Genomic DNA, 25,345 nt, shown 5'->3' with positions numbered 1-25,345 from the left:
ATGATGTCGCGGCAGGCGGGGAATGCCAGCGGCTCTGCACAATGTCCTTACTTTTATCTTCACACAACCGGGACGATATGACAGCCTCACGACCTCTCTCCCATGTCCGACTCCCCTTCCCGTGTCGTCCCCGGTCTCATCCTAGCGGCACTGAGCCTGCTGAGCGCCTTTCTGCTGTTTCAGGTGCAGCCGATCATCAGCAAATTCATCCTGCCCTGGTTTGGCGGCAGCCCGGGAGTGTGGACCACCTGCATGCTGTTTTTCCAGGTGGTGCTGTTTGCCGGCTATGCCTACGCTCACACGCTGACACTGCTGCCCCGGCGCTGGCAGGGCATCCTGCATGGCATGCTGCTCGGCGCGGCGATCGCCATGCTGCCCATCGCCCCGGCGGAAACATGGAAGCCCACCGGCGCGGAAGACCCGGCCCTGCGCATCCTTCTTCTGCTGCTGGCCAGCGTTGGGCTGCCCTATTTCGTACTCTCCAGCACCAGCCCTCTGGTGCAGGTGTGGTTCACCCGCACCACCGGCGGCGCGAATCCCTGGCGTCTGTATGCTCTTTCAAACATCGGCTCCCTGGCCGCGCTGCTGAGCTATCCGCTGTTCTTCGAAGTCCACTGGGATGTGCTGGAGCAGACCACCCTGTGGGCGGTGGGCTTTGGCGCTTTTGTCATTTTGTCTTTGGCGGGTGTATGGATGGACCGCACCCACGCGCTGAAGGAAGAAGCCAAACCCACCCCACCTGTCTCCGGCGCCGCTGATCATCCCGGCTGGCTCAGGCGCATCCTGTGGGTGCTGCTGCCGGCACTGGCCAGCTGTGTGCTGCTCTCTGCGACGAATCATGTCTGCCAGGATGTTGCTGTGATCCCCTTTCTTTGGGTGGTGCCGCTGAGCCTCTACCTGGTCACCTTCATCATCTGCTTTGAGCATGAGCGCTGGTACGCGCGCATCAGCGGCCTGTGGGCGCTGCTTGCACTGCCGGTGCTCTTCATCACCTGCACGGAGAACCTGCTGCAGAAGCAGCCTTTCTGGTCGAAGTTCGAACTGTGGATGCACAATGAGGTGGAGCAGCCGCTGAACAAGCTGACCAAGTTCACCGGCCACGAATTTCACCTGGCCAACATCAGCCTTACTCCCAACTTCGTCTGGCAGCTGGGCTGGTCCTTCAGCGCGATGTTTCTTGCCTGCATGCTCTGCCATGGTGAACTCACGCGGCTGAAGCCCGCCCCGAGGCGGCTTACTGAATTTTACCTGCTCATGTCCTTCGGTGGTGCACTGGGGGGCTTGTTCGTGAGCCTTGGGGCTCCTCACGTTTTCACTACTTTTGCCGAATGGCCGGTCAGCCTCATCATGGCGGCAGCCATGGCCTGCTTCATCTTGCTGCGCTCGGTGCTGAAGGTGCGCCGTGTGGGTGAGTGGGTGCTCGCCATTCTCATCGCCTTCTGCGTGGGCTGGCTGGCCTGGGAACTCCATGACTCCGGCATTCTCACCTGGGAGTACATCAGGCAGCGGATGAAGCAGCAAAATGCGCCACCGGAAGCGGCCGTCTATGGTGCCCTCGGCGCCACCGTGCTCTGCCTGGCGGTCATTCTTTTTCGCATCGTCCGCCGCGGCTTCATGCGCCCCGCACTGGTTTCCATCACCTTGCTAGGCCTCGTCTTCACCCTGGTCCTCCTTTTGATGTCCGACCTAGGCTTCAAGCGTGATGAGAAACTGGAACGTGTGCGCAATTTCTATGGCATGCTTTCAGTGACCGAAGATTACGACGACAGTGGCATGAAGTCCCTGGAGCTGACCAACGGCGGCATCATCCATGGCATGCAAAACCTGAGCCCGGGACTGCGTGAAGAACCCACGAGCTACTACGGCCACTCGACGGGCATCGGGAAGGCTCTCGACAGCCTCAAAGATCGTCCGGGTGCTCGCATCGGAGTCGTCGGAATGGGCGCGGGCACCGTGTCATGCTACGCCAAAAGCGGCCAGACCATCCGCTTCTATGACATCAATCCTGACGTGGTACGCATTGCCAAGAAGCACTTTTTCTACCTGAGCGACGCCGAAAAACGTGGGGCCAAGGTGGAGATCGTCATTTCTGACGCCCGTCTGGCTCTGGAGCGTGAGCCATCGCAGCAGTTTGACGTACTGCTGCTGGATGCCTTCAGCGGCGACTCGGTTCCGGTGCATCTGCTGACACGCGAGGCCTTTGACATCTACGACCGCCATATGAAGCCTGACGGCATCATCGCCGTACACATCACCAACACCTACCTCATCCTTGCGCCGGTGATTGAAAAAATCGCCGCTGTCACCGGCTTCAAAACCACCCGCATCGCCACCGACGCAGACGGCGATGATGACTCGACGGACTACATCCTCGTCACCCGTAATGAGGCCTTTCTCACAGCCACTCCCCCTGACCTGCTGGGTGACGAAACCGAACTCAAGCACGACGTCCGTCTCTGGACAGACCGCTATCACAACCTGCTGCGCATCCTGAACATCCCGCAGAACATCAAGCAGGAATAGACACCCGGGGCATAACAGTGAATTTGCGAACGCCCGCGAACGCGCCAAAATGGTGCGATCCGCCATGCTTTCCCTCGATCCAGTTCCCACGCCGCAGCAGTTGTTCCGCTGGCTCGACAGCGGCCGCATCACCCGGGAAGAGTTCCGCACCGCCATGGCGGTGCATGCCGGGGAGATCATTCAGGAGATGGAGCAGGCGCATGCCAACCCGCTCGTCGCCAAGTTCAACGAGCTCATGAACCGCCGGGAAGCCTGGAAATGGAGTCGCCGGCATGGTGAGATGGTGATGCGCGAGATCCTGTGCGCGCTGATGGACGAGGAGCGTTTTTCACCTGCGCGCTGGCTGTGGAATGCCGCACATCCGCATGTGCCGCTCTACTGCTTCTTCCGCACCCGTGGCACTCCTGTGCTGCGGTTTCTTGAAATGTCCGTTCATCCTCAATATGTCACCGTACTCGTCGAACATGGGGGCAGTGAAACCCTGAGCCCAACACGCGAGCGTTTTCACCTGCGCCGCAACCGCCAGCAAAGCCTGCAGGTAGAACGCCGCGAGCTCATCTGACCCGTCCGTCCTTCGCACCACCCCATGCCCCCACCCCAGAAAAAGTCCCTCAGCCTTTTTGGTCTGGCCGCCTTTGCCATCGTCTCGCTCTTTCTTGGCGCCTATTACCGTTTTCCATCTCTCGACGAACGCCCCATGCACACGGATGAGGCCATCCTCGCGATGAAATCCGCCGAGTACCAGGCGACGGGGCACTTCAAATACGACCCCAAAGATTTCCACGGTCCCGGCCTGCACTACATCACGCGCATCTGGTCCAGACTGGCTGGCTGGGACGGCTCAGCGACCTGGACTGAAGCTCAGCTACGCACCGTGCCCGTGATCTGCGGCCTACTGCTGCTGCTGACGACTCTTCTGCTGCGCAATGCCCTCGGCCGGCTGGCCACAGGCTACGCGATGCTGCTCATCTCCATCTCGCCCATGATGGTGTACTACTCGCGCTACTTCATCATGGAGGTGCCGCTGGTGTTGTTCATCACGCTGAGCATCGCCTCGCTGTGGCATTACTCTCAGGGAGGTGGACGCTGGTGGCTGGTGCTGGCCGGATTCTCCATCGGCATGCAGCATGCCCTCAAGGAAACCTTCGTCATCAACATCGCTGCCGGCTTCCTCGGATTCGCGGCCACCAAAATCATGGTCGGAGATTTCGCACCAAAGATCAGCGGCTACGACATCGGCGCAAGCAAGACCCGTGCTGCAAAGCCCTGGCTGTGGGTCATCCTCACCGCCGTCATAACCAGCATTGCGATCTACTCGGGAGGCTTCAAAGACTGGCAGGCAGTGATGGACAGTGCCCTGACGTATTTGAACTACTTCGAGCGTTCAGGTGGCAGCGGCCATGAAAAGCCCTGGCACTACTACCTCAGCCTGATCTTCTGGCGCAAAGACGGGCTCGTTTGGAGCGAGGCCATGATCGGCGGCCTGGGCATCATCGGCATGCTCTACGCTTTTTTGGGCAACCACATGAAGCAGCCGGCAAGGCAGGCGTTTCTCGTATTCCTTTCGGTGTACACGCTGGCCTTGTTTTTCATCTACTCATTCCTCGCCTACAAGACTCCATGGTCCATTCTCAGCGCCCAGCATGCGCTGACGCTGCTCGCCGGAGTGGGGGCTGCGGCCATTTCCAGCTCCATCTCCGGCACGTTCCTGCGGTTCGCCTTCAGAATCGCCTTCGGCCTCGGGCTGTACCACCTGGTGTCACAGACCAACCATGCCATTCACAAGTACGCCGCCGATTCGCGCAATCCCTACGTTTACTCCCACACGTCCACCAATCTCATGCGCATGCTCCCGGTGTTGCGGGAGCTGCAGAAGATCGCGCCTGATGACAACTTCAACGTGCTCGTGATCAACCGCGACTCAGGCTGGCCCCTGCCCTGGTACTGGCGTGACATCAAGTCCGTGCACTACACCAGCGCCGTCCCGGAAAAAATCGACGCCCGCGTCATCATCGCCGAACCCGAAATGAAACCGGCCATCGAGGCAAAATTTGATGGCAGGTCCTACCACATGCAGGATCTCTTTGGCCTGCGCCCTGGAGTCTTTCTCAACCTTTGGATTGAGCAGTCCCTCCTGGATCGCTACAACCTGCGCAAAGAGCAGGAAAAGCAGCAGAACCCCCAGCCGTGAGCCCTCCCGCCCCTCAGCACCATCGTTTCACCTGCAATGCGATGGCCACCACCTTCGACGTCCTCATCAACCATGAAGACGCGGATGACACCTACGCCGCGCAGGCCGCGCAGGCGGTGTTTCAGGAGATCGCCCGGCTGGAGGATGAACTGAGCCGCTTCCGCGCCACCAGCGACATCTATCGCCTAGGACAGCTCAAGGCAGGCGAAAGCATCCGCGTGGGCATGGCTGCATGGGATTGCCTCTCGCTCGCCAAGGCCATGCATCAGGAAACGGCAGGAGCCTTTGATATCACCATCGGCCCGCTCATGCATTTGTTTGTCACCCCCGAAGGCGAGCCGCGCCAGGTAAACAAAGAAACTCTGGAACAGGCACGCCAGATCATCGGCAGCCAGCGCTTTGACCTCGATGAGGAAACCATGAGCGTCACCGTGCATGCAGCAGGCATGATTTTTGATCTGGGAGCCATGGGCAAAGGCTACGCGCTCGACCAAGCCGCCGATGTGCTGCAAGATTGGAAGATCAGCAACTTCATCCTCAACGCCGGAGACAGCACCATCCTCGGCATCGGCGCTCCGAGCGGCAAGGAGGCCTGGTCCATCACACTCGGTGGCGGCGACAAGAGAACGGCCCTGCTCAATCGCGCCGTAAGCGGCTCCGGCTTTGCCGTCAAAGGCGCGCACATCATGAACCCGCGTCTCTTCCAACCCGTGCCTTTGAAGAACCGCCGCACCTACGCCCTGGCGCCGACAGCCGCCCTGTCGGATGCATTATCGACGGCCTTCATGGTGATGGAGCAAGAAGAGATCGAGGCACTGTGCTCGAGGTATGCAGGCGTGGAGGCGCTGGCACTTGAAATGTAGCTCGGCATCGTCTTCACACGCAGACGATGTTTGATGCATTCTTCTTGTCAGAGCATTTGTTTACCGTCTTAAATCTGCGCGTCCATAAGCCAACTCATGAATCTCAAGACACGCTGGCCCTCAATATTCAAGGCGCTTTTTGTGGCGTCGCTGGTGACAGCTGTCGGATTTGAGCTGGGCATCTTTCAGCGAGCATTTGATTCTAGATCCATTGTTGAGGATGGTGTGGTTGGAGCCGATTTTTGGATCATCGCTGTTGATGGGAAACCCACAGTTCGAATCCAGCATGGACTGGTGATTTCAAAGGTGCCATTCGCTCTCTTGGAACCAGGCAACCGAGCCATCAGACTGTCAGTTACACCTCGACCTTCCGAGAACCAAAAACCTGTCGAGTTCAAAGCGACCATTGAGAAGGGAGTGCATTACCGGATTTCGAAGGATGAAAACGGAAACCCTGAGCTTGTTGCCAAGAAGTAAAAGGGGCATGCCTTGGGCTTGGGATGACTCTGGCATAAAGTCCTTCTCACTTCCACTCCTGCAGCAGCGCCAGCCTGTCACGATTTCTAGGGGCCAGTGCCAGTGAATCCAGCAGGTGACGTTTCGCCTTTGCTGCATCGGACGGGCGCAGCAGTTCGGCCAGTTTGAAATGTGTCTGCGCGCCGCCGCCGGGATCGAGCACCAGCACGCGCTCATAGGCGGCGATCGCATCAGGCGTTTCATTCAGTGCAGCGCAAGCGTCTGCCAGGGCTCTTTGCGGTGTCACGAGAAACGGGTTCAGCGCCATGGCACGCAGGGCATTGGCCTTCACCTCGGCCCACCGCTTTGCGGGCACATCCAGCTCGATCAGGCGCAGGAAGGCGCTTTGTGCGCCGGATGACTTCGCGGCGATCTGCCGCAGCACGGCCGCCTCTTCCTCCGTGCGCTTCATCTGCCGCAGCGCCTGCACCTTCAGCGCGTAGCCGCTGTCGGCATCATAGCTGTCTGGCAGCAGTTCGATGAGCTTGTCGGCGAGTTTCAGCACTTCAGTCCATTTTTTGGCCTCGATCATTGCCTCCGCCTCCTTGTGCAGAGCCCAGAGATTGGTGGGATGTTTCTTGAGAAAATCGGCGAATGAGCCAGGCTCAAATGGATTGAGCTCTTCCGTTTTGGGCTCCTCCCAGTCGGCCTTGGCACCGAAGTTTTTGGCCTTGGCCGTGATGAACTGGGCAAACTCTTTCTCCACTTTCTCGATGTCACCCACATTTGCAGCGATGGCGTCATTGATCCGCTTTCCATCAGCGAGGTCGCGAAGGATGCCCTGAAACTTGTCCTTGCCGAATTTTTCCAGCAGAAACTCCACCGCCTGGCTGGACTCATAGTAGGCAAACATCAGGTGGTCCTGGGTCTTTGCCCCCATGAAGGCACCACTCAGTCGGGACATGGGCGTCAGCGTTTCCTCATCGATCACCATCTCGCGAAACTTCGCATCCATCGGCATACCCCAGGCGGGATCGCGCTGCCGCTCTTCATAAACGCTGATGCCCTCGCTGAGCCAGCGCGGCATGCGGTTTTTGGTCACGGTGAGTGTGATCACATGGCAGAACTCATGCCAGAGGGTGCTCTCCCAGTTGTTGCGGCCATGAGCCAGACTGCCGGGGCTGTTCATCGTCACCACGGTGCCAAAGCACACGCCCAGCATCCCCTGCCCGCCCAGTGCGCCGAAGGTGCGGATGGCAAAGTCCTGCTGCGCGCCGAAAAATTCCACCAGCACAGGCCGCTTCAGCTCCAGGCCATACTTCGCACCCAGCACCGTCTTCGCATCCCTCAGCAGCGCGAGCGCACGCGCACCATAGATGGGCCAGTCACGCTTGGGCATTTTCAAGATGAAGTCCTCAAAGGTCTGCGTGGTGTAGCCGTTCATCTCCTTCTCCAGCAGCGCCAGATTGTACGCCTGGATGTTGTAGCCGTCCTCTTTGCGAATCAGTTCCGCCAGCTTCCAGGCCTCCTCTTCTTCTCCGAGGCGAAGCAGGTCATGGCAGAGCTGCATCTTCGCCGGCAGATAGTTCGGCTCAAACTCCAGCGCCTGGCGCTGCCGGGCCGCGCTCTCAGCAAAGCGGTACGCACGTGAGAGACAACGCCCGATGGTGTGGTCCACCTCGGGGTTTTTGCTCCACCGCTCCAGGGCATGCTGCCGGGCCTGCTCCATCTTGCCGGCATCCGCCTGAAACAGATACGCCACCACCGCGCGCAACGACCATGCCATGGGGTGCTTCCCATCCAGATCCAGCACCTGCTGGATGGCGGCCTCGGCTTCGACAAATTTTTCACCTCCGATGAGCTGCTCCGCCCGCAGCAGATGTGCGCCTGCAAGGTGGGGATTCAATTCGAGCGCCTTCTTCAAATTTTCCATGGCCTTCTCACGGTCGCTGGACTGAAAGGCCTTCGCCAAGCCCAGGCGCAGAGCGGCCGTTTCCCCATGTGCCTTGAGGCCGGCACGAAACACATCTGCAGCACGCTGCGCGTCGTCCTTTTCGAGCGCCAGATTTCCCTCGGCCAGATAAGCCGCCTCCAGCTTGGCATCCTTGCCCTGCGCCACCTTGAAATACTGCGCGGTCACTTTCTGCGCATCAGCGCCCAGCATCAGCGCCGCCCGGCCAAGCACCACGGACTCCATGGCCGTACGATCCTTCGCAGCTTTGGATTTTGCGGCCGCATTGATCCCTTTCAGGGACTCCGCCATCACATCGGCCCGACCCAGCGCCTGCGCGAGGTCATGGCGCAGCAGGAGCATTTCAAAATGGCCCGGGTACAGCACCAGGGCCTTTTCTGTTTCTGCCAGCGCCGTTTCGAGCTGACCCATCTCCCGCAGCGCCTTGAACCGCAAGATCCGCCATTCCGGAGCCTTCAAGCCCTTCTCCGCCGCCGCCTCGCCGATTCGTGCCACGAGTTCATAGTCCCCGCGTGCGAGCAACTCCCCCACCGGCCCCAGATTGCGCTCCTCAAAGATTTTCTCGAGGTCGATCTGCTGCGCCTGCAAGGACGCGGCAAGCAACAGGAAGGCTGAGGCAAGCGTTCGGATCATGTGATGGCAGGATGGCGGCGCAAAAATCACGCCACCAGCAAAACGATCCACAGCGCCAGAAATAGCAGGGCGGTCGCAAATCGTACGCTGACGGTGTGGCGCTTCTGGAACTCGATCAGCGCGTCGCTGGTCATGCCCAGCCAGGCGAGGATGAAGATGACCACCAGCGGCAGCACAAAGGCGGTGTTGTAGAGCAGCAGATACGCCACGGCCCCGAGGCTGCCCTGCTTCATCATGTAGATGATGGTGGGCAGGTACACCTGGCCAGTGCAGGCCAGCTCCAGCAGGCTGATGACGATGCCGCTGACAAACGCGGCGATGACAAAGCGGGAGCTCTTCGTCTGCGTGCGGATGACGCCGCGTATCCGGGTCTTTAAAAACTCGGGCAGCTGCAGCGTGGCCTCCCCCATGCGCCCGCGCCACGCGCGCAGGCCATCGCGGAAGCTCAGCCATGCCAGCAGCAGGGCAAAGAAGGCCAGCAGCCGGTTCAGCCAGACCCGCACCCAGGCAAAGGCCTCCAGCCTGGCCACGAGATGGCTCAAACCGAGGCCCACGGCAAAGTAAGCCACAAACACCGCCGCGATGAACGCCGCGCCAACCATCAGGATCTCACGCGGGCTGCGCCGGGCGATGCGCAGGTAGCTCAGGAAGAAGATGATCGTGGCAAAGGCGCAGGGATTGATGCCGTCCAGCAGACCCGCCAGCACCACCCAGCCGATGCTGAAGCGATCAAACCGCCGCGCGATTTCCGCGCCCGCCTCGGCACGCTCCGTGTCGGCCATGCGGTACCAGGTGTCTTCCGGCGCCTGCTCGGCGGTCTTTTCAATGAGCCGCTGAAGGGCGTTGAAGGTGACGGCGGTTTTCACCAGCGCCCCCGCCTGCGTGAAAACAGCGGGGGTCACCTGGTGCAGCTCCGGAGTCACCTTGAAGCGCACGCACAGGGCCTCGTTGCGCTCCGCGCCGTCGCTGCGCTCCACGTTGTACTCCTCCAGGGCCATCGGCTGGTCCGCCTGAATGCTGCGCAGCATGTCGCGGATGCGCTCGCAGTCCTTGCACCCCGGCTTGTAGAAGAACAAAACACGCACAGGTCCGGCCTGGGTGGCTGCGGGGGCGGGAGCCACCGCCGCAGGTGCGGCAGCAGGCGCCGGGCTCGTGGTGGGGGCGCGGGCTTTCACCAGCGAGGCAAAGCTGGGCAGCACCCAGTCGAGCTGATCCTGAGCATCAGGATTCAGCCGATCCTGCATCCGCTTCCAGAGATCTTCATCAAACCATTCCTTGTCCACCTGATCGAGCAGGAAGCCGTACTGCGGCGAGAGATTGAGATAGGAGTGCTGCAGAAAGTTCCGCAGCAGTCCGCGACGATCTTCACTTTCGGTGAGTCCGGAGAGCGCCTCGCGCAGGGCCAGCGGCTCCACTTTCTGCCCATGGCCCAGCAGTGTCACCATGGCCTGCAGCTTGACCTGGAGGTCCGTGTCCCGTGTCAGGTTCACCAGCAGGGGCATGAGGGTTTCTGGTATGTTGTACGCCTTGGAGCGCTGGCGGTAGGGCATGGCCTCAGGCTTGAAGTCGCGCTCGCCGAACCACACACGCCAGTGATCTTCGCCATCCGTTTTGAGATAGGCCGCCGCCAGCACCTCGCGCACCCGGGGGGAGCTGTCTGCAGCCACCTGCGCCGCCCTGGAGGCAAAATCTTCGCGATCCAGCCGCAGGAGGGAGTGCCATGCCGCGCGGCGCTGCCAGACATTCGGAGTCACCAGGGCAGCCTCCACCAGGGCTTTGTTCTCCGCCTTGCCAATCGTGCCCAGCAGCACCAGCGCCAGTGTCCGGCACTCGTCCTTCGCCTGCGTCCGGGCCAGAGTCTCGGTGCTCCATGTCTGCATGACGGACCTTGCTGGCGCGTGCTCCACCGCATTGGCCAGGCTGTAGTCATACACATCCGAGGCCTCCAGATGCCCCTCGGGCCGGTCCAATTCCTCCAGCAGGAGCTTCACCTTGTCGGCCTTGTTGTTGCGCATGGCCGCATAGACAGCGTCCGTGCGCACCTCGGGCGACTCATCCTGCAGCAGGCTGCGGAGCAGGGCTGTGCCGGCCCTCAGTGCAGTGAGCCGCGAATCCTCCTGCATGAACTCCGCCAGACGCGCACGCTCATGGGGCTCCAGCCTGGGCAGCAGGCGGAGGAGCTCCTCCACCGCGCGCCGCTGCCCGCCAAAGGCCAGCTGGGTGGCCGCGTGAAACGCCAGCTCCGGGCTTTCCTTTTGCGTCATCGCCTCCACCAGCAGGTCGTGAAATTCTTTTTCCATCGGCTGCCACAGACGCCCGCCCGGTTCAGCAGGCACAGCGGCGGTCTTCACCGCAGGCGCCTCGACTGCGACACCAAATGCAGCATAGACCGCCTCCTGCACGGCATTGCGCGGCGGCGGCTCGCGCAGGATCAGCGAGTACACATCCCCTTCACCGCCTGCGGCCACACCGCTGTCATCCTCCGGCTCGTCGGCCATCGACTCACGGAAATCAAACGGCCCGGGCTCCATGCTTTCCAGCATGGCTATCCTGCCTTCCACATTGGCTTTTTGCAGCGCTTCAAAGACCCGCTTCTTGTCCTCGGGCTCCACCATGACGGCGGCGAGGTACTGGATGGCCAGACTGCGCACGTCTGGGTCCCGGTGCACGGACAGCATGCGGACGATGTTCAGCGCCTGCATCGCGGCATCGCGCTCTTTATCTTCACGGGAGCCTGAGCTTGGCTCCGAGACCTTGTACCACTCGATGTGCTCGCCATCATGCCCCGCCTGTTTGCCAAAAGCACGCAGAACTCCGAGCAACGACTCCCCCCCTTTCTCCGGCAGGACCTTGACCAGCTCCGGGGGCAGCAGGCGTCCCATGCGCACAATCGCATCCGTGGCGGGGCCCAGCAGGGTGTCATCCGCCAGTGCCATCTTGGTGATGAGCTGCACGGCATTGTCCAAAGACATGTCAGCCGCGGCCTTCATGGCGGCGTAGCGTACGAATTCATCCTTGTCATTGAAGGCGGCGGTCACCGCAGGCCCGGCGGCCTTGAGGCGCAGCTTGCCCGCGTACTCCAGCGCCGCCACACGCACGCGCCAGCGCGGGTCTGAGATGCAGGCCATCACGCCATCCTTGCCCGCCTTGGAGCGCCCGTCGGAGAGGGCATTGAGCGCCGCCACCAGCAGGTCCTCGTTCTTCGACTTCATGAAGCCCGCGATGAGCGCTGCACCTCGCTCCGACTTGGTGCTCACACGCCGCAGCACAGCGTGGATCACATTCTGATCTGTCTCCGTCTTCAGGCGCTCCTGCACGAGATCATAGACCGATTCCTCCCCGGCCTGTATGAGCGCATCCATCGCCGCCTCACGGATCAGCGCGTCCTCATGCGTCAGAAACTCCGCCAGGATGGGCACAGCCTTGCTGCGGCAGCGGGGCAGCGGCTGCATCGCCGCGAGTTTTTGATCCCGCGTGCCGAAGACCAGATCCCGCGAAAGCCGCAGCGCGTCCTTGGGCAGCGCCTCCGCGATCACGATGCGATACTGCGCCTGCTTTACCTTGGCCCGCACGCCTTCTGTGAGCTGAGGGGTGTCGTGCAGATACTGCTCCAGAAAAGCCACCGACTTCATGCCCGCCAGCGCCATGGACTCAAACGCGCGCTCCTGCCTGCCCACGTCATTGCCCACAAAGTCCACCAGATAGGCCCTCATCCGAGCTTCATCAAAAGCAGGCGTCACCTTGGGCTCTTCCGACGGCTTCTTTCCGGTGGCCCAAGCCTGCCACTGCCGCAGCGCCTCCTGGCTTTGAGCAGATTTCGGTGCCCACGGATCAAAGCTGGAGTCCTGGTTGGTGCGCTCCTCCAAAATCTCCAGCGCACCCATGCGCACGGCAAACTGCGGGTGCGTGAGCAGCCCCACAGTCACCTCGGCGGGAAAGGGCTTGGCCGCAGCCGCGTAGCCGCGCAGGCTCACATGCAGGCCGCAGGCTTCGCACACCACCGCCCACTGCTCCCGCGTCGGTTTCAGCTCATCCTCACGCATGGCATCCAGCGTGGCCGCAGCCGCGCGGAGCTTGGGATTGAGCTCGCTGGGGTCCACCCGCACGCGCTCCGGCCCGGCATCCAGCACAGGGCCGTCCTGGGCCTGCGCCAGCACCCCCGAAAGCAGCAGCATGATGGCGGCGATTTTAATGCAGCAGCGCATAGGCGACGATGTTCACATTCACTTCGAGCGAATTGCCGATCTCATTCCCCCCGCAGCAGCAGCAGCCGCTGGTGTTGGCAGTGTTGTTCAGCCCCTGGCCGGAGTACACGACAACCAGACGCCCGTTGTGCTCCACGCCCTCCAGCTTGGCCTCTCCGCTGGATTTGGAGAGCTTCATTTTGTCCAGCTCATAAACAGTGCGGAAAAGCGCATGCGTGCTCGCGATGGCCTTCATCGGCTCCTTGGCCATCACCTTCTTCATCTCGCGGCGGAAAGCGTTGTCCCAGTCCTTGTTGGAGCAGCCCGCGCTGGCCAGCAGAAAGCCGCCGTTGCTCAGGTACTTCTGCAGATTCTCACGCTCACGCTGGCTCAGGGTGAAGTCCCCCTCCCCCGTCATCACCACAAAGGGAAACGCGAAGAGGTCGTCCGTGCCCATCTTTACAAACTTGAAGCGCCGCTCCGTGGCGATGCTGGTCTTCTGCTGCACCGTGCTCAAAAACTCATCGCTGAAGCAGCGGGAGGTCTTGGTGCCCGCATAGATCAGCATGCCGCACTGGATGGCGCCGTCCTTGGCGGGAAGAGGATGCAGGAAAATGAAAAATGCCGCGTGCAGCATGAAGGCGGCAGCCCATCGGCTCATCCTTGTTTTCCCTCGGTCAATGGTCATCGCATTCATGGCTTTGCCTCCTTGGAGCTTGATGTTTCCAGCACGGCGTCCTCACCGTAAAATTTCCGCACGGCTTCGCGATAGCGCTCGGGCACGTCGCGCAGCGAGATCTGGCGTTTCGCAGCGGCACGCACGGCCTCGGTGGAAATGGAGTCGGCGCGCTGTGGTGTGACCACGATCTGGCCCTGGCCGCTTTTTCCGCGCGAGTTGTGATTGCCGCGCATGGAGCTGTCATCATTGAAGGCCATGCGTTCAGGGCCGTACACCGGCGCATTGAGCATGGGGTCCCCCTCGGTGCTGAAGCCATCGCCATTGTCCCCGTCTCCGCCGGCAGGACTTTGCCCGGGCTGCTGCCCCGGCTTCTCCCCTTTGCCCATGCCACGGCGCTTGCACATGCCTGCAAGCATCTGCGCCAGCGTCTCGGAAAGGCCCTCCTTGGTCATGAAATGGATGCCGCCGCTCTTGCAGCTCTGGCACAGCTTGTTGTCGCTGTTCATCAGCGTGTCCATGCCCACGAGCGCGAGCTGTGAATTTACAAAGGTGTTTGGCGTGTTGTCCTTCTTCGCCTGCTGCATGGCCGTCTCCATGCTGCGCTGAATGCCTGCGCTCTCGGCGGCATTGGCAAAGTCCAGCGACTCCTTTTTCAGCTCCCCTTCGCTGGCGGGCAGCGCCTCGGCGGCGGCGCGCAGCTCGGGCAGCCACTGCTTCCAGCGGTCCAGCACGGCCTGCTGCTGGCGTGCCAGCTTGTCGAGCTTGGCGGCATTGCGCATGTCCCCGATCATGATCTCACGCGCCAGCTCTTCGAGCTGCTTGGTCAGGCGCTGCTGCTGCGCGTGCATGGACTTGAACTCCGCCGCCATCTCCAGCACCCGGCCGATCTCCGCCAGCTGCTTCCCCTTGTCCTTGAGGTCCTGCGTGCGTCTGGCGGCTTCACCCAGCTCCTGCTTCATCTTTTCCATCTCCTCCTTCGAGCCCCCGGCAAGGCGCTGCTGCATGCCCTGCATCATCTGCGCGATCTTCTGCGCCTCCTGCGCGACCTGCTTCTCCGCATCAAAGGCCTGAAAATCCTTCGCCATGGCCTCGGCGAGTTCCTGTGCCTGCTGCATGGCCTGCTGCGCTGCGGCGCGGTCTCCGCTGTCGAGCGACTCGCGCACCTGCTGCACGGCCTCATTCAAGGCGCTGAACCGCGCCTGAAACTCCTTCAGCGTCGTCCGCGCCTGCATCAGCTCGGCATAGTCCTCGGTGCTGATGACCTGGATGCGGCCCACACTGGAGCTGGCGATGCCCATCAGGGTGGGATTGTGATCATGCGCCTCGGCATGCAGTTCCAGCGTCTGCCCCGGCTCCACACCGAGCTTCTTCATCTCCAGCTTTTCATCCAGCGCATACACCTGATCCGCCGCATCTTCCGTCAGGCGGCGGCCACGGTCACGGAAGCCGGTGAGTTTTCTAACAAGATCGATGCGCGCGAGGCCGAGATCGTCCTCCACCTCGATCTTCAGCGGCACTTCGCTTTCCGGTGTGGCGAGAGTCACGCCTGCCGGTGACTCCAGCGAAACCACTGGCGGATTGTCCGGCAGCATCTTCTGCTCCAGCTCCACGGGTGCCGCCGAGCTCGCCCCGGTGATGTCCTTCAGGTCCAGCCGCACGAGGCAGGGAGATTTCACCTTCCAGCGCAGCGTCACCTCCCGGCCGCCGCTGGCGCGTGCGACCACGGTCTCGGGCTTGTCGCGGCTGAGGCTGCGCGGAGGGGTCAGCGTCACCTCGCCACCGCTAAGAGGGCGGTTGCTCGTGATGCGCGCCTCGACCTCCGAGCCCGCCAGTGCCACGAGCTCCGAAGTGCCCAGGGCAAACTCACGCGCAGGTCTTTTCGAGTATGCCGGCGGAATGATCTTCAGCATCACGCTCTCCACACGCGGCTGTCGCATCACATCCACGGTCAGCCAGGGGCTGCGCGCCGCGCCTGCGGCAAAGGCGATCTGCACCGGCTGTGTGACGCGCTGCAGCCGCTGGCCAAAGCGACCGCCGCCCATGGCAAACGCGCCCGCCGTGCTGACCGGCGCACCGGCGTCTTCACGTGTGAGCAGCACCACGCCCTCCGGCACGGCACCGCCCGTGACGCGCACCTCCAGCTCCGCATCCGCGCCATACACCACCTTGGGCCGGGCGGGCGTCACTTCAAACTGCAGCGGCGAATACGGCGGCACATCGGCATAAGGGTGCAGCAGGCGTGCGGAGATGGTCTTCACCGCCGCAAAATTCGCCACGCACAAGGCCGCAAAGACCAGCAGGACGGCCAGACTCGTCAGCGCCGCGCGCCGGATGGACCGCCTTGGCAACATCGAGAAAAATGACAGCGCCTCAATCTCCCGCTCCCCGTCCCACAGCAGCTTATCGACCAGGAACTGCCGCAGCGGCGTTGCCTCCGCCTGCTGCTGGGAAACCTCCAGCGCCGTCGTCACGGGCCGCCGCGCGCCGAGGGTCTCGTCCGCATGCGCGGCTGCGCGCGCGCGATTCAGCCGCAGCAATGGCAGCAGATGGCTCAGCGCCAGCAGCACCAGCACGCTGCACCACGCCATGAACACCACCGGCCTCACCTCATCACTCAGAGGAGCCACAAAATCAAAGCCCCCCAGCAGCAGCAGCACCAGCCCGCCCATGGCCAGCGTCATCAGCACGGCCACCAGCAGCAAGCCCAGCCGCCAGAGTGCGGCGAAGCGGGAAAGCGCGGAGTCAAACGAGTTCATGAAAAGCAGATGGGTTAAAGCAGGCCCAGACGACGACGTGACCACCACTCCACGGCAAGCAGGAGGATGAGGGGAATGAGCAGCCAGGACTGCGGCCACAAGGGATGCCAAAAAGCCTGCGCACGCTCCTGCACCTGATCCAGCGACGGTGCGAGCAGCAGCTTCGCAAGTTCCGAAGCCTGCGCCGGTTTCCAGGCTTTGCCACCCGTTGCTTCCGCCAGCTCATTCAGAAAGGCGGGGTCTGCGGAGAGAGACTCCTGCTCGGTGGGTGGAGCGAGCACATTCAGCACGGCCTCGGGTCCGGCCTTGTCGCCGTTGAATGCCTGCACGCGATACGTGCCGGGATTCTCCGGCTGCAGCAGCGCAGCCCAGGAGCGGCGGCCTTCGGCATCGCTCTCAGCTTCGCTGGCGCTGACGTCCGGCAGTTGTTTGCCCTCATAAAACACACGCAGCTTTGGCTGCGGCACATCCTTGCCGCCGCGCCAGCCGATGCTCGCACGCACGCCCCGGCCGAGTTTCACATTCGACTCTCCCAGACGCAGAGAAAGCTCCTGCCCCGGCAGAAACTCCGCGTAGCTGGCGGTCCATTGCAGGAGCTGGGTCCAGAACTCCTCATACATGTTGCCGAGCTTGCGGGCCTGGGGATCGAAGTCCCACTTCCACAAGCCATCCGCGTTCAAGGCCACGACCACACCACGGCCAAAGTGGCGGGTCGCCAGCAGAGGCACGCGCTCCTCACGCCCCACGGCGGGCTTCACGCCCATGGCCATGACCTGTGTAAAAGGCTTCAGCTTCGCGATCGTCACCACATCACTCAGCGGTGGGAGCTGCCTCCACAGCGGGTCCTGCGCCTCAGGCAGCGCCTGGCCGAAGAGGCCTGCGGCTTCGCCGACGCTGCCGGGTTCAAAGCGGAAGTCGCCGGTCATGGTGGTGCCCCATTCCACCGGCTCCAGCACTTCGAGCTCGGCCAGCCGGTCGGCGTAGGATTTGCCACGCGCGAGCAGCAGCGCACCGCCGCGATCGCGCACAAAACTCTTCATCGCCTCGATGCGCTTCGCATCGAGAAATCCCTCCGCCCCCTTGCCAAGCACCAGGAGGTCGATCTTGGCAAAGTCCTCCGCTGTTTCAGGAAAGGTCGAGTCGCCGCTGACCACCGGCTCGGAAGTTCCGGCATCCACGCGGAAGTAGCGTTCATCATTGAGGCGGTAGATCGCGCGCACATCCATGAAGCCCTGCTCGCGGAGCAGCTGTGCGAGGAATTTGCTGTCCCAGTACGGCGCGCCTTCGGCGATGAAGACACGGGTGCGGCTGGTGAGCTCCTGCACGCGCACACGGTCCTCGTTGTTGCGCGTGATGTCCTCCCCCTGCTGCGGTGCAACGATGACGCGGTAGTCACCTCCGGCGAGCTTGGGCATTTCCAGCGTGATGTTTTTCCGCGCGCCGCTGTCCATCTCCACATCGCGCTCGGCCTGCGTCTTTCCATTGGCATCGACGAGCTGCACGCGCGGCTTGATGAGACCCAGGCCGCGATTCTCCAGACTCACGCCCACAGCCACCGGCTTCCCGGGCAGCGCCATGACGAGACGACGCGTGGCGTGCAGAATGAGATCGCGCCCGCCCCAGTCTCCGCCGAGAGGGACGACGTGCAGCGGCACATGCGCGGCGCGTGCGCGGAGGATGAGTTCGGCGGCGGGGTCTTCGCGGGTTTGATGGCCGTCGCTGATGATGGTGATGCTGGCGAGCTTGCGGCCGAGTCCCGAGGCACCGCTGAAGAGTGCATTGCCGCTGTGAACGATGGCGCTCGCCTGCCCGTCTGGTTTGAGCCCGGTTTTGAGCGCATCGCTTTCGAGGGTGTCGCTGAAGGTGAAGGCCTTGAGCTGATCGCCGCCTGACTTTGCGAGTGCCTGAGCCATGGCAAGTCCATCCGACCAGCGTGTGGCATCCCCGGCATCGCGCACGGCCATGGAGGCGCTGCGGTCCAGCAGCACGGCGTGCAGCTTTTCCTCCTGCTGCTCCGGCTGCTTCCATTCGCCCGGATTGAGCAGCAGCAGCGCCAGTGCGGCAAAGGCAAGCCCGCGCAAGGCCATGAAAACGCAGCGCCTGCCCGTGCTCAGCGTTACGCCGGAGCGCCAGGCCAGCCAGCCGCCGGCCAGTGGCAGCACCACGAGGGCGATCCAGGGCCAGGGTTCGGGAATGGCGGGGGCAAAGGTCATGCGTGTGAGGGATGGCGGATGGCGCTGCGGGCCACGAGGCTTTCAAGAACGAGGGCGCACAAGGCGACGCCCACGCACCAAGGCCACAGCGGCAGGCCATCGCGCTGGGCTGCGAGTGCGGCGGCGGCGCTCAGCGTGAGCGATTTGCCAACGCCGAGTGAAGCCGGGTCCAGCGTGCGGAGATCGCTCTCGGCATCGGCGGGAAAATTTATGCTGGCACGCTCAACGGCCTGGGCATCGAGCAGCCATTTGTAGTTGCCGGGTGGCAGCGCCTCGCGCGCACGCAGCACGGCGGGAGACTGCGAGGCGTCGTAAATGAAAGGATGTTCAGCACCAGTGTCATCCTGCAGACGCACCTGATCCGCCGCGACGGGCTGCTTTGGCTGCCAGAACAGATTTTGCGGTGGTATGAACTGCCTCAGCGCGGAATGCCCCCCGGTTTCGCCATGGTGCAGCAGCAGCTCTCCGAGCAGCACGAGGAAAGACGGCTGTTGCACGCGGTCGCTCACGGCTTCATCCAGATCGATGTTCCAGAGCACGAGCCAGCCTTTGCCCGCGCGCTGCACAGCGAGCGCGGGCACTCCGTCCTTGTAGCTCAGCAGTGCCTGTGCATCGCCAGCGGTGAGCTTCAGCCGCCGCCAGACGCTGCCGCCTGCGGGGTCTCCATACTCGCCGCTGCTGAAGATCTGCCACAGCGGGTGATCCTCCTGCACGGTTTGCAGCGTCCACGGTTTGTCCTTGTCGCGATTGAGCTGCTCGGCGTGCAGCGCCGCCTCTTTCGCGCCTGCATTCCAAAAGGCCATCCAAGCGTTGCCGCTCCAGTCCTCCCCCGGCTGGCAGATCACGGTGGCACCACGCTCGGCAGCAGCGCGCAGCTCTGCGGCACGCTCCGGCGCAGCATGCACGGCCAGGCGCACATCGGGGTCTGGCGCAGCGCTTTTCAGATCCAGCCAGCCCAGGGAAGCCAGCGCACGCTGCCACAGCAGGAGTCCTGCATCCTTCGGCGGCCCCTCGACGCCTACCCGCCAGCTTTCGCGAATCTCCACAGTGGCAAAGCGGCGGTCGTCCGCAGGAAAGGCATCCTCCGGCAGGGATGCGGTGATGCCCTGCAAACCGGCCGCGCCACAGGGTACGCGAAACTCCGCCACGCCCTCCCCCCAGGCCGGCAGCGTGAGAGCCCGCGTCTGCCGCACCTCGGCAAAGGCGAGCTGCACCGTCGTCTTGGATTCAGCACCGCTGAAGTTGCGCACGCGGCAGAGCACGCGCGCTTCGGTACCGCTGACCGGACGCTCCGGCTGCACCACCAGGCTGGTGAGCGCCGCATTGGCGGCATCCGTGGTGGCCACGGGGATGGTGAGCAGCTTCACATTCGGCGGGATGTTCAGGTCCGCCTGCTTCCAGGCCGTGCTTTGAAAATCACTGATGACATACAGCTCCTTCGCGCCCTCCCCACGGCCCAGCTGCTCCATGGCGCTGCGCATGGCAGCACCCACCTCTCCTGCTTCCAGCGTGACCTGCGCACGCCGTAGGGATTCGCGCAGCGCCTCCACATTCACCGCAGGATCAGGAAACTCCGCCTCCGGCTCGGCGTCCATCCAGATGATGTTTGCCAGCGTCTGGGAGCCCGCTCCCTGCAGCACCGCCTCAGCCTGCGCGCTAGCACGTGCAAAGCGTGACTGCCCCTGCTCCACAAATCCCATGGAGGCAGAGCGGTCCACCACCAGCACAATCGTCTTGCGCGCATTGGCGGCGGTGAGCTGTGCCCCGCTGAAAAGAAGCGGCTGCAGAAAGGCGGCCACCAGCGCCGTAACGATGAGCGTGCGCAGGAAAAGCAGCAGCCAGTCCTTGGGCTTGCGCAGCCGGGTGGTCTTGCGCTCCACCTGCCGCAGCCATTGCAAGGAGGGGAATGGAAACTCACGCGGCCTGGCCTTCGCAAACAAATGCGCCAGCAGCGGCACAGCGACGAGGGCCGTACAGAAAAGCAGCGCAGGATTGAGCAGCGAGAGGTTCATCCGTGGAGTTGGGTGAGGCGGTCCAGCAGAGCAAAGTAGCTTTCATCCGTTCTTGCGAGCATCCAGTCCACGCGGCGGCTGACGGCAAGGGAGCGCAGCGTCTGGATGCGCTGGCGCACCGCCTCGCGGTAGCTCTCCCGCACCTGCTGACTGTGGATGGTGAGCTTCTCGCCGGTTTCCAGATCGGTGAAGCGCGCGAGACCGACTTCGCCGATGTCGAGCTCCATCGGTGTGAGCACCTGAAAGAGGTGGATGCGGAAGCCGCGATGGATGTAGGGATTGAGCGCCTTGAACACCGCGGCGGGGTCTTCGTAGAAATCACTGAGAATGACGAGGGTGCCACGGCGGTTCAGCACGGGCAGAGAGCGCTCCAGCGCTGCGGCGAGCGAGGTCTTCTGACCCGGCTTGTTGTTTTCCAGCGCGCTGAGGCACTGGTGCAGGTGCGTGCGCGTGCTGCCCAGCGGCAGCGCAACGCGGATGCGGTCGTCAAACAGATGCAGGCTGACCTTGTCCGTCTGCCGCACCACCAGCCAGGCAAGGCAGGCGGCGAAGAACGAGGCGTGATCCAGCTTGGTCACACCATCGGTCAGCGGAAAGCCCATGCTCGCACTGCTGTCCACGAACAGGTGCATCTCCATGTTCGTCTCCTGCTCGAAGGTTTTCAGAAACACGCGGTCCGTGCGCGCAAAGACACGCCAGTCCACCAGCTTCGGGTCATCCCCCGGCGTGTAACCGCGATACTCGTGAAACTCGATGGACGAGCCGCGCTGCCGCGAGCGGTGCCGGCCGCTGAGCCAGCCCTCCACCATCAGACGCGCGGAAAGCTCATAGTTCTTGAGCTTGCGTACGTCCTCGGGCCGGAGGTGTTTGAAGGTGCTGGCCACGGCGGTGTGAGATCAAAGTTTGCCGAGCAGGTGCGTGATGATCTGCTCCACGGTGATGTTGTCGCCGGTGGCGTTGTAGTTTGGCAGGATGCGATGCCGCAGCACGGGTGCGGCCACGGCCTTCACCTCCTCGATGGATGCTGCGGCCTGACCGCGCAGCAATGCCAAAGCACGCGCGGCACGGACCAGCGACTGCGAAGCACGCGGGCCCGCGCCCCAGGCAACGTAGTTTTTGATGAAGTCATCCGCCAGCTCGCCAGCCGGGCGTGAGCGATGCGTGAGCTGCAAAATCGCCTGCGTGACGTGGTCCGGCACCGGCACCTCCACCACCGCCTCCTGCAGCGCCATGAGGCTGCTGGCGTCCAGCACCGCCTCCGCAGCAGCCACGGTTTTGCCCGTGGTACGCGCGAGCACCTCCGCCTCCTCCGCCATTGTGGGGTAGTCGAGACGGATCTCAAAGAAGAAGCGGTCGAGCTGCGCCTCCGGCAGCGGATAGGTGCCCTCGTGCTCGATGGGGTTCTGCGTGGCAAAGACCAGAAAGGGCTCTTCCAGCGCACGCGTTTTGCCAGCCACGGTGACCTGCTTTTCCTGCATGGCTTCGAGCAGTGCGGCCTGCGTCTTCGGGGGTGTGCGGTTGATTTCATCCGCGAGGATGAGGTTCGCAAAGATGGGGCCGGGGACGAAGTTGAAGCTGCGTCCGCCGCTCGCGGCCTCCTGCAGCACCTCGCTCCCCAGGATGTCCGTGGGCATTAAATCAGGTGTGAACTGAATGCGCTGAAATTTGAGGCCGAGGATCTTTCCGAGCGTGGAAACCAGCAGCGTCTTCGCCAGCCCCGGCACGCCGACGAGCAGGCAGTGGCCCCGGCACAGCAGCGCGGTGAGCATCTGCTCCACCACCGCGTGCTGCCCCACGATGACACGGCCGGTTTCTTCGCGAATGCGGGCGACTTGCTTGAGCACGTGCTCCCAGGAGGGTTGTGGAACGGGTGATGGCATAAGGATGGGGCGGTTAGTCTTTGTCTTTCTTGACGAGTGCGGTGGTGGGAGCGCCGATAAAGATGATCTGGGTGGGAACTGCTTTGGGATTTTCCACAGCCTGGGTCAGAGCCTTCCATGCCGTCTGCTCCTCCTCGCGCATTTCCTGAAGTGACTCGGCTGCTTCATCGTCATCGTCCCCGGCTTTGGGGGTTTCCTTGACTGCCTCGACCTTGGGCGAGTCCAGCCACAGCCATTGGGCATTGGCACGCGCCTGCTGAAAGCTGGCGGCAGAAAGGCGGTTGCCGAGTTTGGGAAGCTTCCCGCCCAAATTTTCAGCTGTTCGTTCCAACTGCTGCGCCTGCCACAGGCCTTTGAATTTCGGCACTTCGCTCACCTGAAGATTGAAGCCGAAAAGCGGCGCACCACGCTGAAGCTGGACCACGAGCCGCCCTCCGCCGTAGGAGGACACCTGCCTGGCGAGAGCCACGAGTGTGTCCTTGCTCCATGCCTTGCCCCGAAACGCCTGCCAGGGAGCGGCATCTGCCACGGCTTTGATCTGCACCGTTTGAATGAGGCCTGCATATTCCTTGAAGCTGCCGGGCAGGTCCGATGCGCGGGCGAGTGTTTCATTGAGCGCCAGCAGCTGGTCCACAGGAAGCGTCTCCAGACCACGGCTGATTTCTTCCGCCGACTTCTTGCTCCATTGATCGAGGAGTTTTTGGCGCTCATCGGCTTTGATGGCGGCAGCACTTGGCAGCGGCTCCACCTTCTGCCCGGCAAGCAAGGTGGTGGCGCGCTGCCGGAGAATGGCGGCGCCCCGGCTTCCCAGAAGGGATAACTGGGAGAGCTCGCCACGCTGATCCTCCCCAGTCACCATGTCTTCGAGCACCGACACGGTCAGGATGAGCAGTCTTTCCGGCTCGTCATTCGACTCTGCGGCGTCTTTCGCCGAAGCATCCAGCAGCTTCTGCCATTGCGGCCGGGTGCGCTCCAGCAGCGCCTGCCGCTGCTCAGGCCTGAGCTTTTCCCCGCCCTCCGCCTGATCTGCACGCAAGGCGAACTGAAGCAGGTTCACCGCCAGCGCCGCGGACTTGAAATCCGGCAGCGCTGCGAAGATCAGTTCGAGGCGCTCACTGGCAGACCGTTTCTGCATGAGCTTGGAGAACTCCTCATAGGCCTCCCGCACTTCCATCTGGTCCTCAGTGGGCTCTGCCGGATCGTAGGCCGCGAGCACCGCCAGCACCTCTTTGATCTCCGGCTTCTTCTTCTGCCCGCTGGCCGCTGTTTCCAGGCGCCTGAGGTTGGACTCCATCTGCTTGCGCTGCTGGCTCTGATCATCTGCGGAGCCATAGCGGCTGAGTTCACCCTCCAGCTTCTGGCGCACTTTCTTCACAAAAGCGGGCGCTTTTTCAGGACCAAGCTTTTCCACAAAGGGGACCAAATTGCTCAGGTCATAGATTTGAGCCTGCTCGAGCATGCTGTTTTCCAGCCGGGCGAACTTTTTCGGATCGGTCACTTCCAGCGCCAGTTTGAGGATGTTCTGGTCGTTCTCCCCCGCCTCCAGATAGGCGAGCGCCAGCTCCGCCGGAGGAGCGTCCTTGAGGCTGGTGTACCAGGAGAGGATCTCACCCGCCATTTCCTTGTGATTTTCAGAGTTTGAGTTGAGCAGGTCTCTCGGCAGCACTCGCGCCAAAAGCATCCAGGCCAGCTCGGCGCGGGTCTTGGGCTTGGGCAGCCGTTCGTAGGCACGCTGCAGCTTTGTGACTGCATCCTCATCGCCCCCGCCATAGTAGTGGCTGCCGAACTCCATCCCCTGCCCTTGGTTCAAATCCACAAGCGTCAGGGTGTCATCCCCCAGCAGCGCCGTCAGCAGAGGAATGGCGGCCAGTCCATGGCTGCGCGGGAAGGCCGCATGCGCGACCTGATTGAACCGACGCTCCTCGCCATCTTCACCCGCTGTCTCAGGCAGGGACCAGCGCGAGTATTCGATCTGCTTGCCGTCTTCGAGCTCCTTCAGCCACGCCAGCAGCACTTTCTGGTCTGCGTCAGAGAGCGCGCGCAGAGTCTTGAGCGGCGGCGCGGCGGGCAGCTTGGCGCGTTCGGTGACGTTGTGCAGCAGCACACGCACCGCGTCGCGGAGCTGCCAGCCGAGCGGGTACTGGCTCACCAGTTTGGCCAGCGCGTCGCGCAGCTTGCTCCAGTCGTGCTGCCCGTTGAAATCCTTCATCACCTGCTGAAAGGCCTGGTTGGCCCGGCGGTCAAAACAGCCGTCGAGCAGCTGCTTGCGGCGGGTTTCATCGGCGTTGGTCATTGCCGCATGGGCGAGCGAGAGGGCCTCGGGCTCATGCCCCGTATGCAGCAGGACGGAGGCCCACAGGAGGGCTGTCTGCTGGTGCAGCAGCAGCTGGTTGGCGCTGCCGTCATCGTCAAACCCCCGCCCGTTCATCTGAGTCGCGGCAGTGCCGGGTTTGACACGGCTGGCTTCTTTCTTCAGCCACTCCGCTGCCGCCGCCACATCCTTGGCCACGTCCGCCTTTTTCCAGGTGGCGCTGAATCTCTGCTCCTGCATCTCCTGCGGCTCCCGCACGGGACCTCCCCCTTCCCGCTCTGCATAGACCGTGAAAACCGAGCCTGCATACAGGATGAGCACGCGGGCCTCGGAGCCGGGCTTTTCATCAAAGAGGAAGGCGTTGCCCTCGGTGCGGAAGACATCCTCCTCCTGCGCGAAGATGCCAAAGCGCCGTCCCTGGCTCTCGACGAGCACCCAGCGCGCATCCTTCGGCACATCCACCGCCAGCAGGGAGGCGAGCTGCGTCAGCCCGCTGCGGAGCTGCTCATCGGAAAGCTCCGCGCCCACCACGGGCAGAGCCCACAGAAGACTGGCAAGAACCTTAAGCTTGAGCAGCGCCTTTCTGAATCGCATGATTTTTCGCCATCTTGATCAGAGCGAAAAATTTTGTCGATAAAAAGCCGCAAAAAAATGATGAATCATCCCACATCA

Annotated in this window: 14 protein-coding genes; 5 read left to right on the top strand and 9 right to left on the bottom strand. The window is 62.6% G+C overall.

Features of this window, described 5'->3' with window-relative positions; all coding sequences use genetic code 11:
- Positions 1 to 102 precede the first annotated feature (102 nt).
- The 5 genes from ACFQDI_RS13570 (at position 103) to ACFQDI_RS13550 (ending at position 6,054) form a co-directional block, all read left to right on the top strand.
- Positions 103 to 2,523, top strand: a complete 2,421-nt coding sequence (locus ACFQDI_RS13570) for a spermidine synthase (RefSeq protein WP_377167442.1) — start codon at positions 103 to 105, stop codon at positions 2,521 to 2,523.
- 64 nt (positions 2,524 to 2,587) lie between these two features.
- Complete coding sequence (locus ACFQDI_RS13565) at positions 2,588 to 3,085, top strand: hypothetical protein (protein ID WP_377167439.1); 498 nt, start codon at positions 2,588 to 2,590, stop codon at positions 3,083 to 3,085.
- 24 nt (positions 3,086 to 3,109) lie between these two features.
- A complete protein-coding gene (locus ACFQDI_RS13560) occupies positions 3,110 to 4,714 on the top strand; it encodes a flippase activity-associated protein Agl23 (RefSeq protein ID WP_377167436.1) in 1,605 nt (534 codons plus the stop codon).
- Positions 4,711 to 5,577 carry an FAD:protein FMN transferase gene (locus tag ACFQDI_RS13555; RefSeq protein WP_377167433.1) on the top strand — a complete coding sequence of 289 codons (867 nt, stop codon included), beginning with the start codon at positions 4,711 to 4,713 and terminating at the stop codon, positions 5,575 to 5,577. The genes ACFQDI_RS13560 and ACFQDI_RS13555 overlap by 4 nt, the downstream gene beginning before the upstream one ends.
- A gap of 96 nt (positions 5,578 to 5,673) precedes the next feature.
- Positions 5,674 to 6,054: a hypothetical protein gene (locus ACFQDI_RS13550; RefSeq protein WP_377167429.1), complete on the top strand. Its 381-nt coding sequence runs from the start codon at positions 5,674 to 5,676 to the stop codon at positions 6,052 to 6,054.
- Positions 6,055 to 6,100: 46 nt separating this feature from the next.
- On the opposite strand, the gene ACFQDI_RS13545 is transcribed toward ACFQDI_RS13550, so the two are convergent.
- From ACFQDI_RS13545 to ACFQDI_RS13505, 9 genes are read right to left on the bottom strand one after another with little or no spacing between them, the layout of a single operon-like run.
- Positions 6,101 to 8,638, bottom strand: coding sequence for a peptidase MA family metallohydrolase (locus tag ACFQDI_RS13545; RefSeq protein WP_377167426.1), 2,538 nt, complete (start codon positions 8,636 to 8,638; stop codon positions 6,101 to 6,103).
- Positions 8,639 to 8,664: 26 nt separating this feature from the next.
- Positions 8,665 to 12,843, bottom strand: a complete 4,179-nt coding sequence (locus ACFQDI_RS13540; protein WP_377167423.1) for a HEAT repeat domain-containing protein — start codon at positions 12,841 to 12,843, stop codon at positions 8,665 to 8,667.
- Positions 12,827 to 13,483, bottom strand: coding sequence for a DUF4159 domain-containing protein (locus tag ACFQDI_RS13535; RefSeq protein WP_377167420.1), 657 nt, complete (start codon positions 13,481 to 13,483; stop codon positions 12,827 to 12,829). The genes ACFQDI_RS13540 and ACFQDI_RS13535 overlap by 17 nt, the downstream gene beginning before the upstream one ends.
- 32 nt (positions 13,484 to 13,515) lie before the next feature.
- Positions 13,516 to 16,257 carry a hypothetical protein gene (locus ACFQDI_RS13530; protein ID WP_377167417.1) on the bottom strand — a complete coding sequence of 914 codons (2,742 nt, stop codon included), beginning with the start codon at positions 16,255 to 16,257 and terminating at the stop codon, positions 13,516 to 13,518.
- Positions 16,258 to 16,271: 14 nt separating this feature from the next.
- Positions 16,272 to 18,470 carry a hypothetical protein gene (locus ACFQDI_RS13525; protein ID WP_377167414.1) on the bottom strand — a complete coding sequence of 733 codons (2,199 nt, stop codon included), beginning with the start codon at positions 18,468 to 18,470 and terminating at the stop codon, positions 16,272 to 16,274.
- A complete protein-coding gene (locus ACFQDI_RS13520) occupies positions 18,467 to 20,482 on the bottom strand; it encodes a BatA domain-containing protein (protein ID WP_377167411.1) in 2,016 nt (671 codons plus the stop codon). The genes ACFQDI_RS13525 and ACFQDI_RS13520 overlap by 4 nt, the downstream gene beginning before the upstream one ends.
- A complete protein-coding gene (locus tag ACFQDI_RS13515) occupies positions 20,479 to 21,366 on the bottom strand; it encodes a DUF58 domain-containing protein (protein ID WP_377167408.1) in 888 nt (295 codons plus the stop codon). The genes ACFQDI_RS13520 and ACFQDI_RS13515 overlap by 4 nt, the downstream gene beginning before the upstream one ends.
- A gap of 12 nt (positions 21,367 to 21,378) precedes the next feature.
- Entirely contained in the window at positions 21,379 to 22,362 is a 984-nt protein-coding gene (locus tag ACFQDI_RS13510) for an AAA family ATPase (protein WP_377167405.1), read from the bottom strand.
- A gap of 13 nt (positions 22,363 to 22,375) precedes the next feature.
- Complete coding sequence (locus ACFQDI_RS13505; RefSeq protein WP_377167402.1) at positions 22,376 to 25,267, bottom strand: hypothetical protein; 2,892 nt, start codon at positions 25,265 to 25,267, stop codon at positions 22,376 to 22,378.
- Positions 25,268 to 25,345: the final 78 nt, after the last annotated feature.

This window comes from Prosthecobacter fluviatilis (assembly GCF_042655725.1).
Taxonomy (GTDB): domain Bacteria; phylum Verrucomicrobiota; class Verrucomicrobiia; order Verrucomicrobiales; family Verrucomicrobiaceae; genus Prosthecobacter; species Prosthecobacter fluviatilis.
Note: the sequence above shows the minus strand (reverse complement) of the source record. Positions and strands in the feature narration are given on the sequence as shown.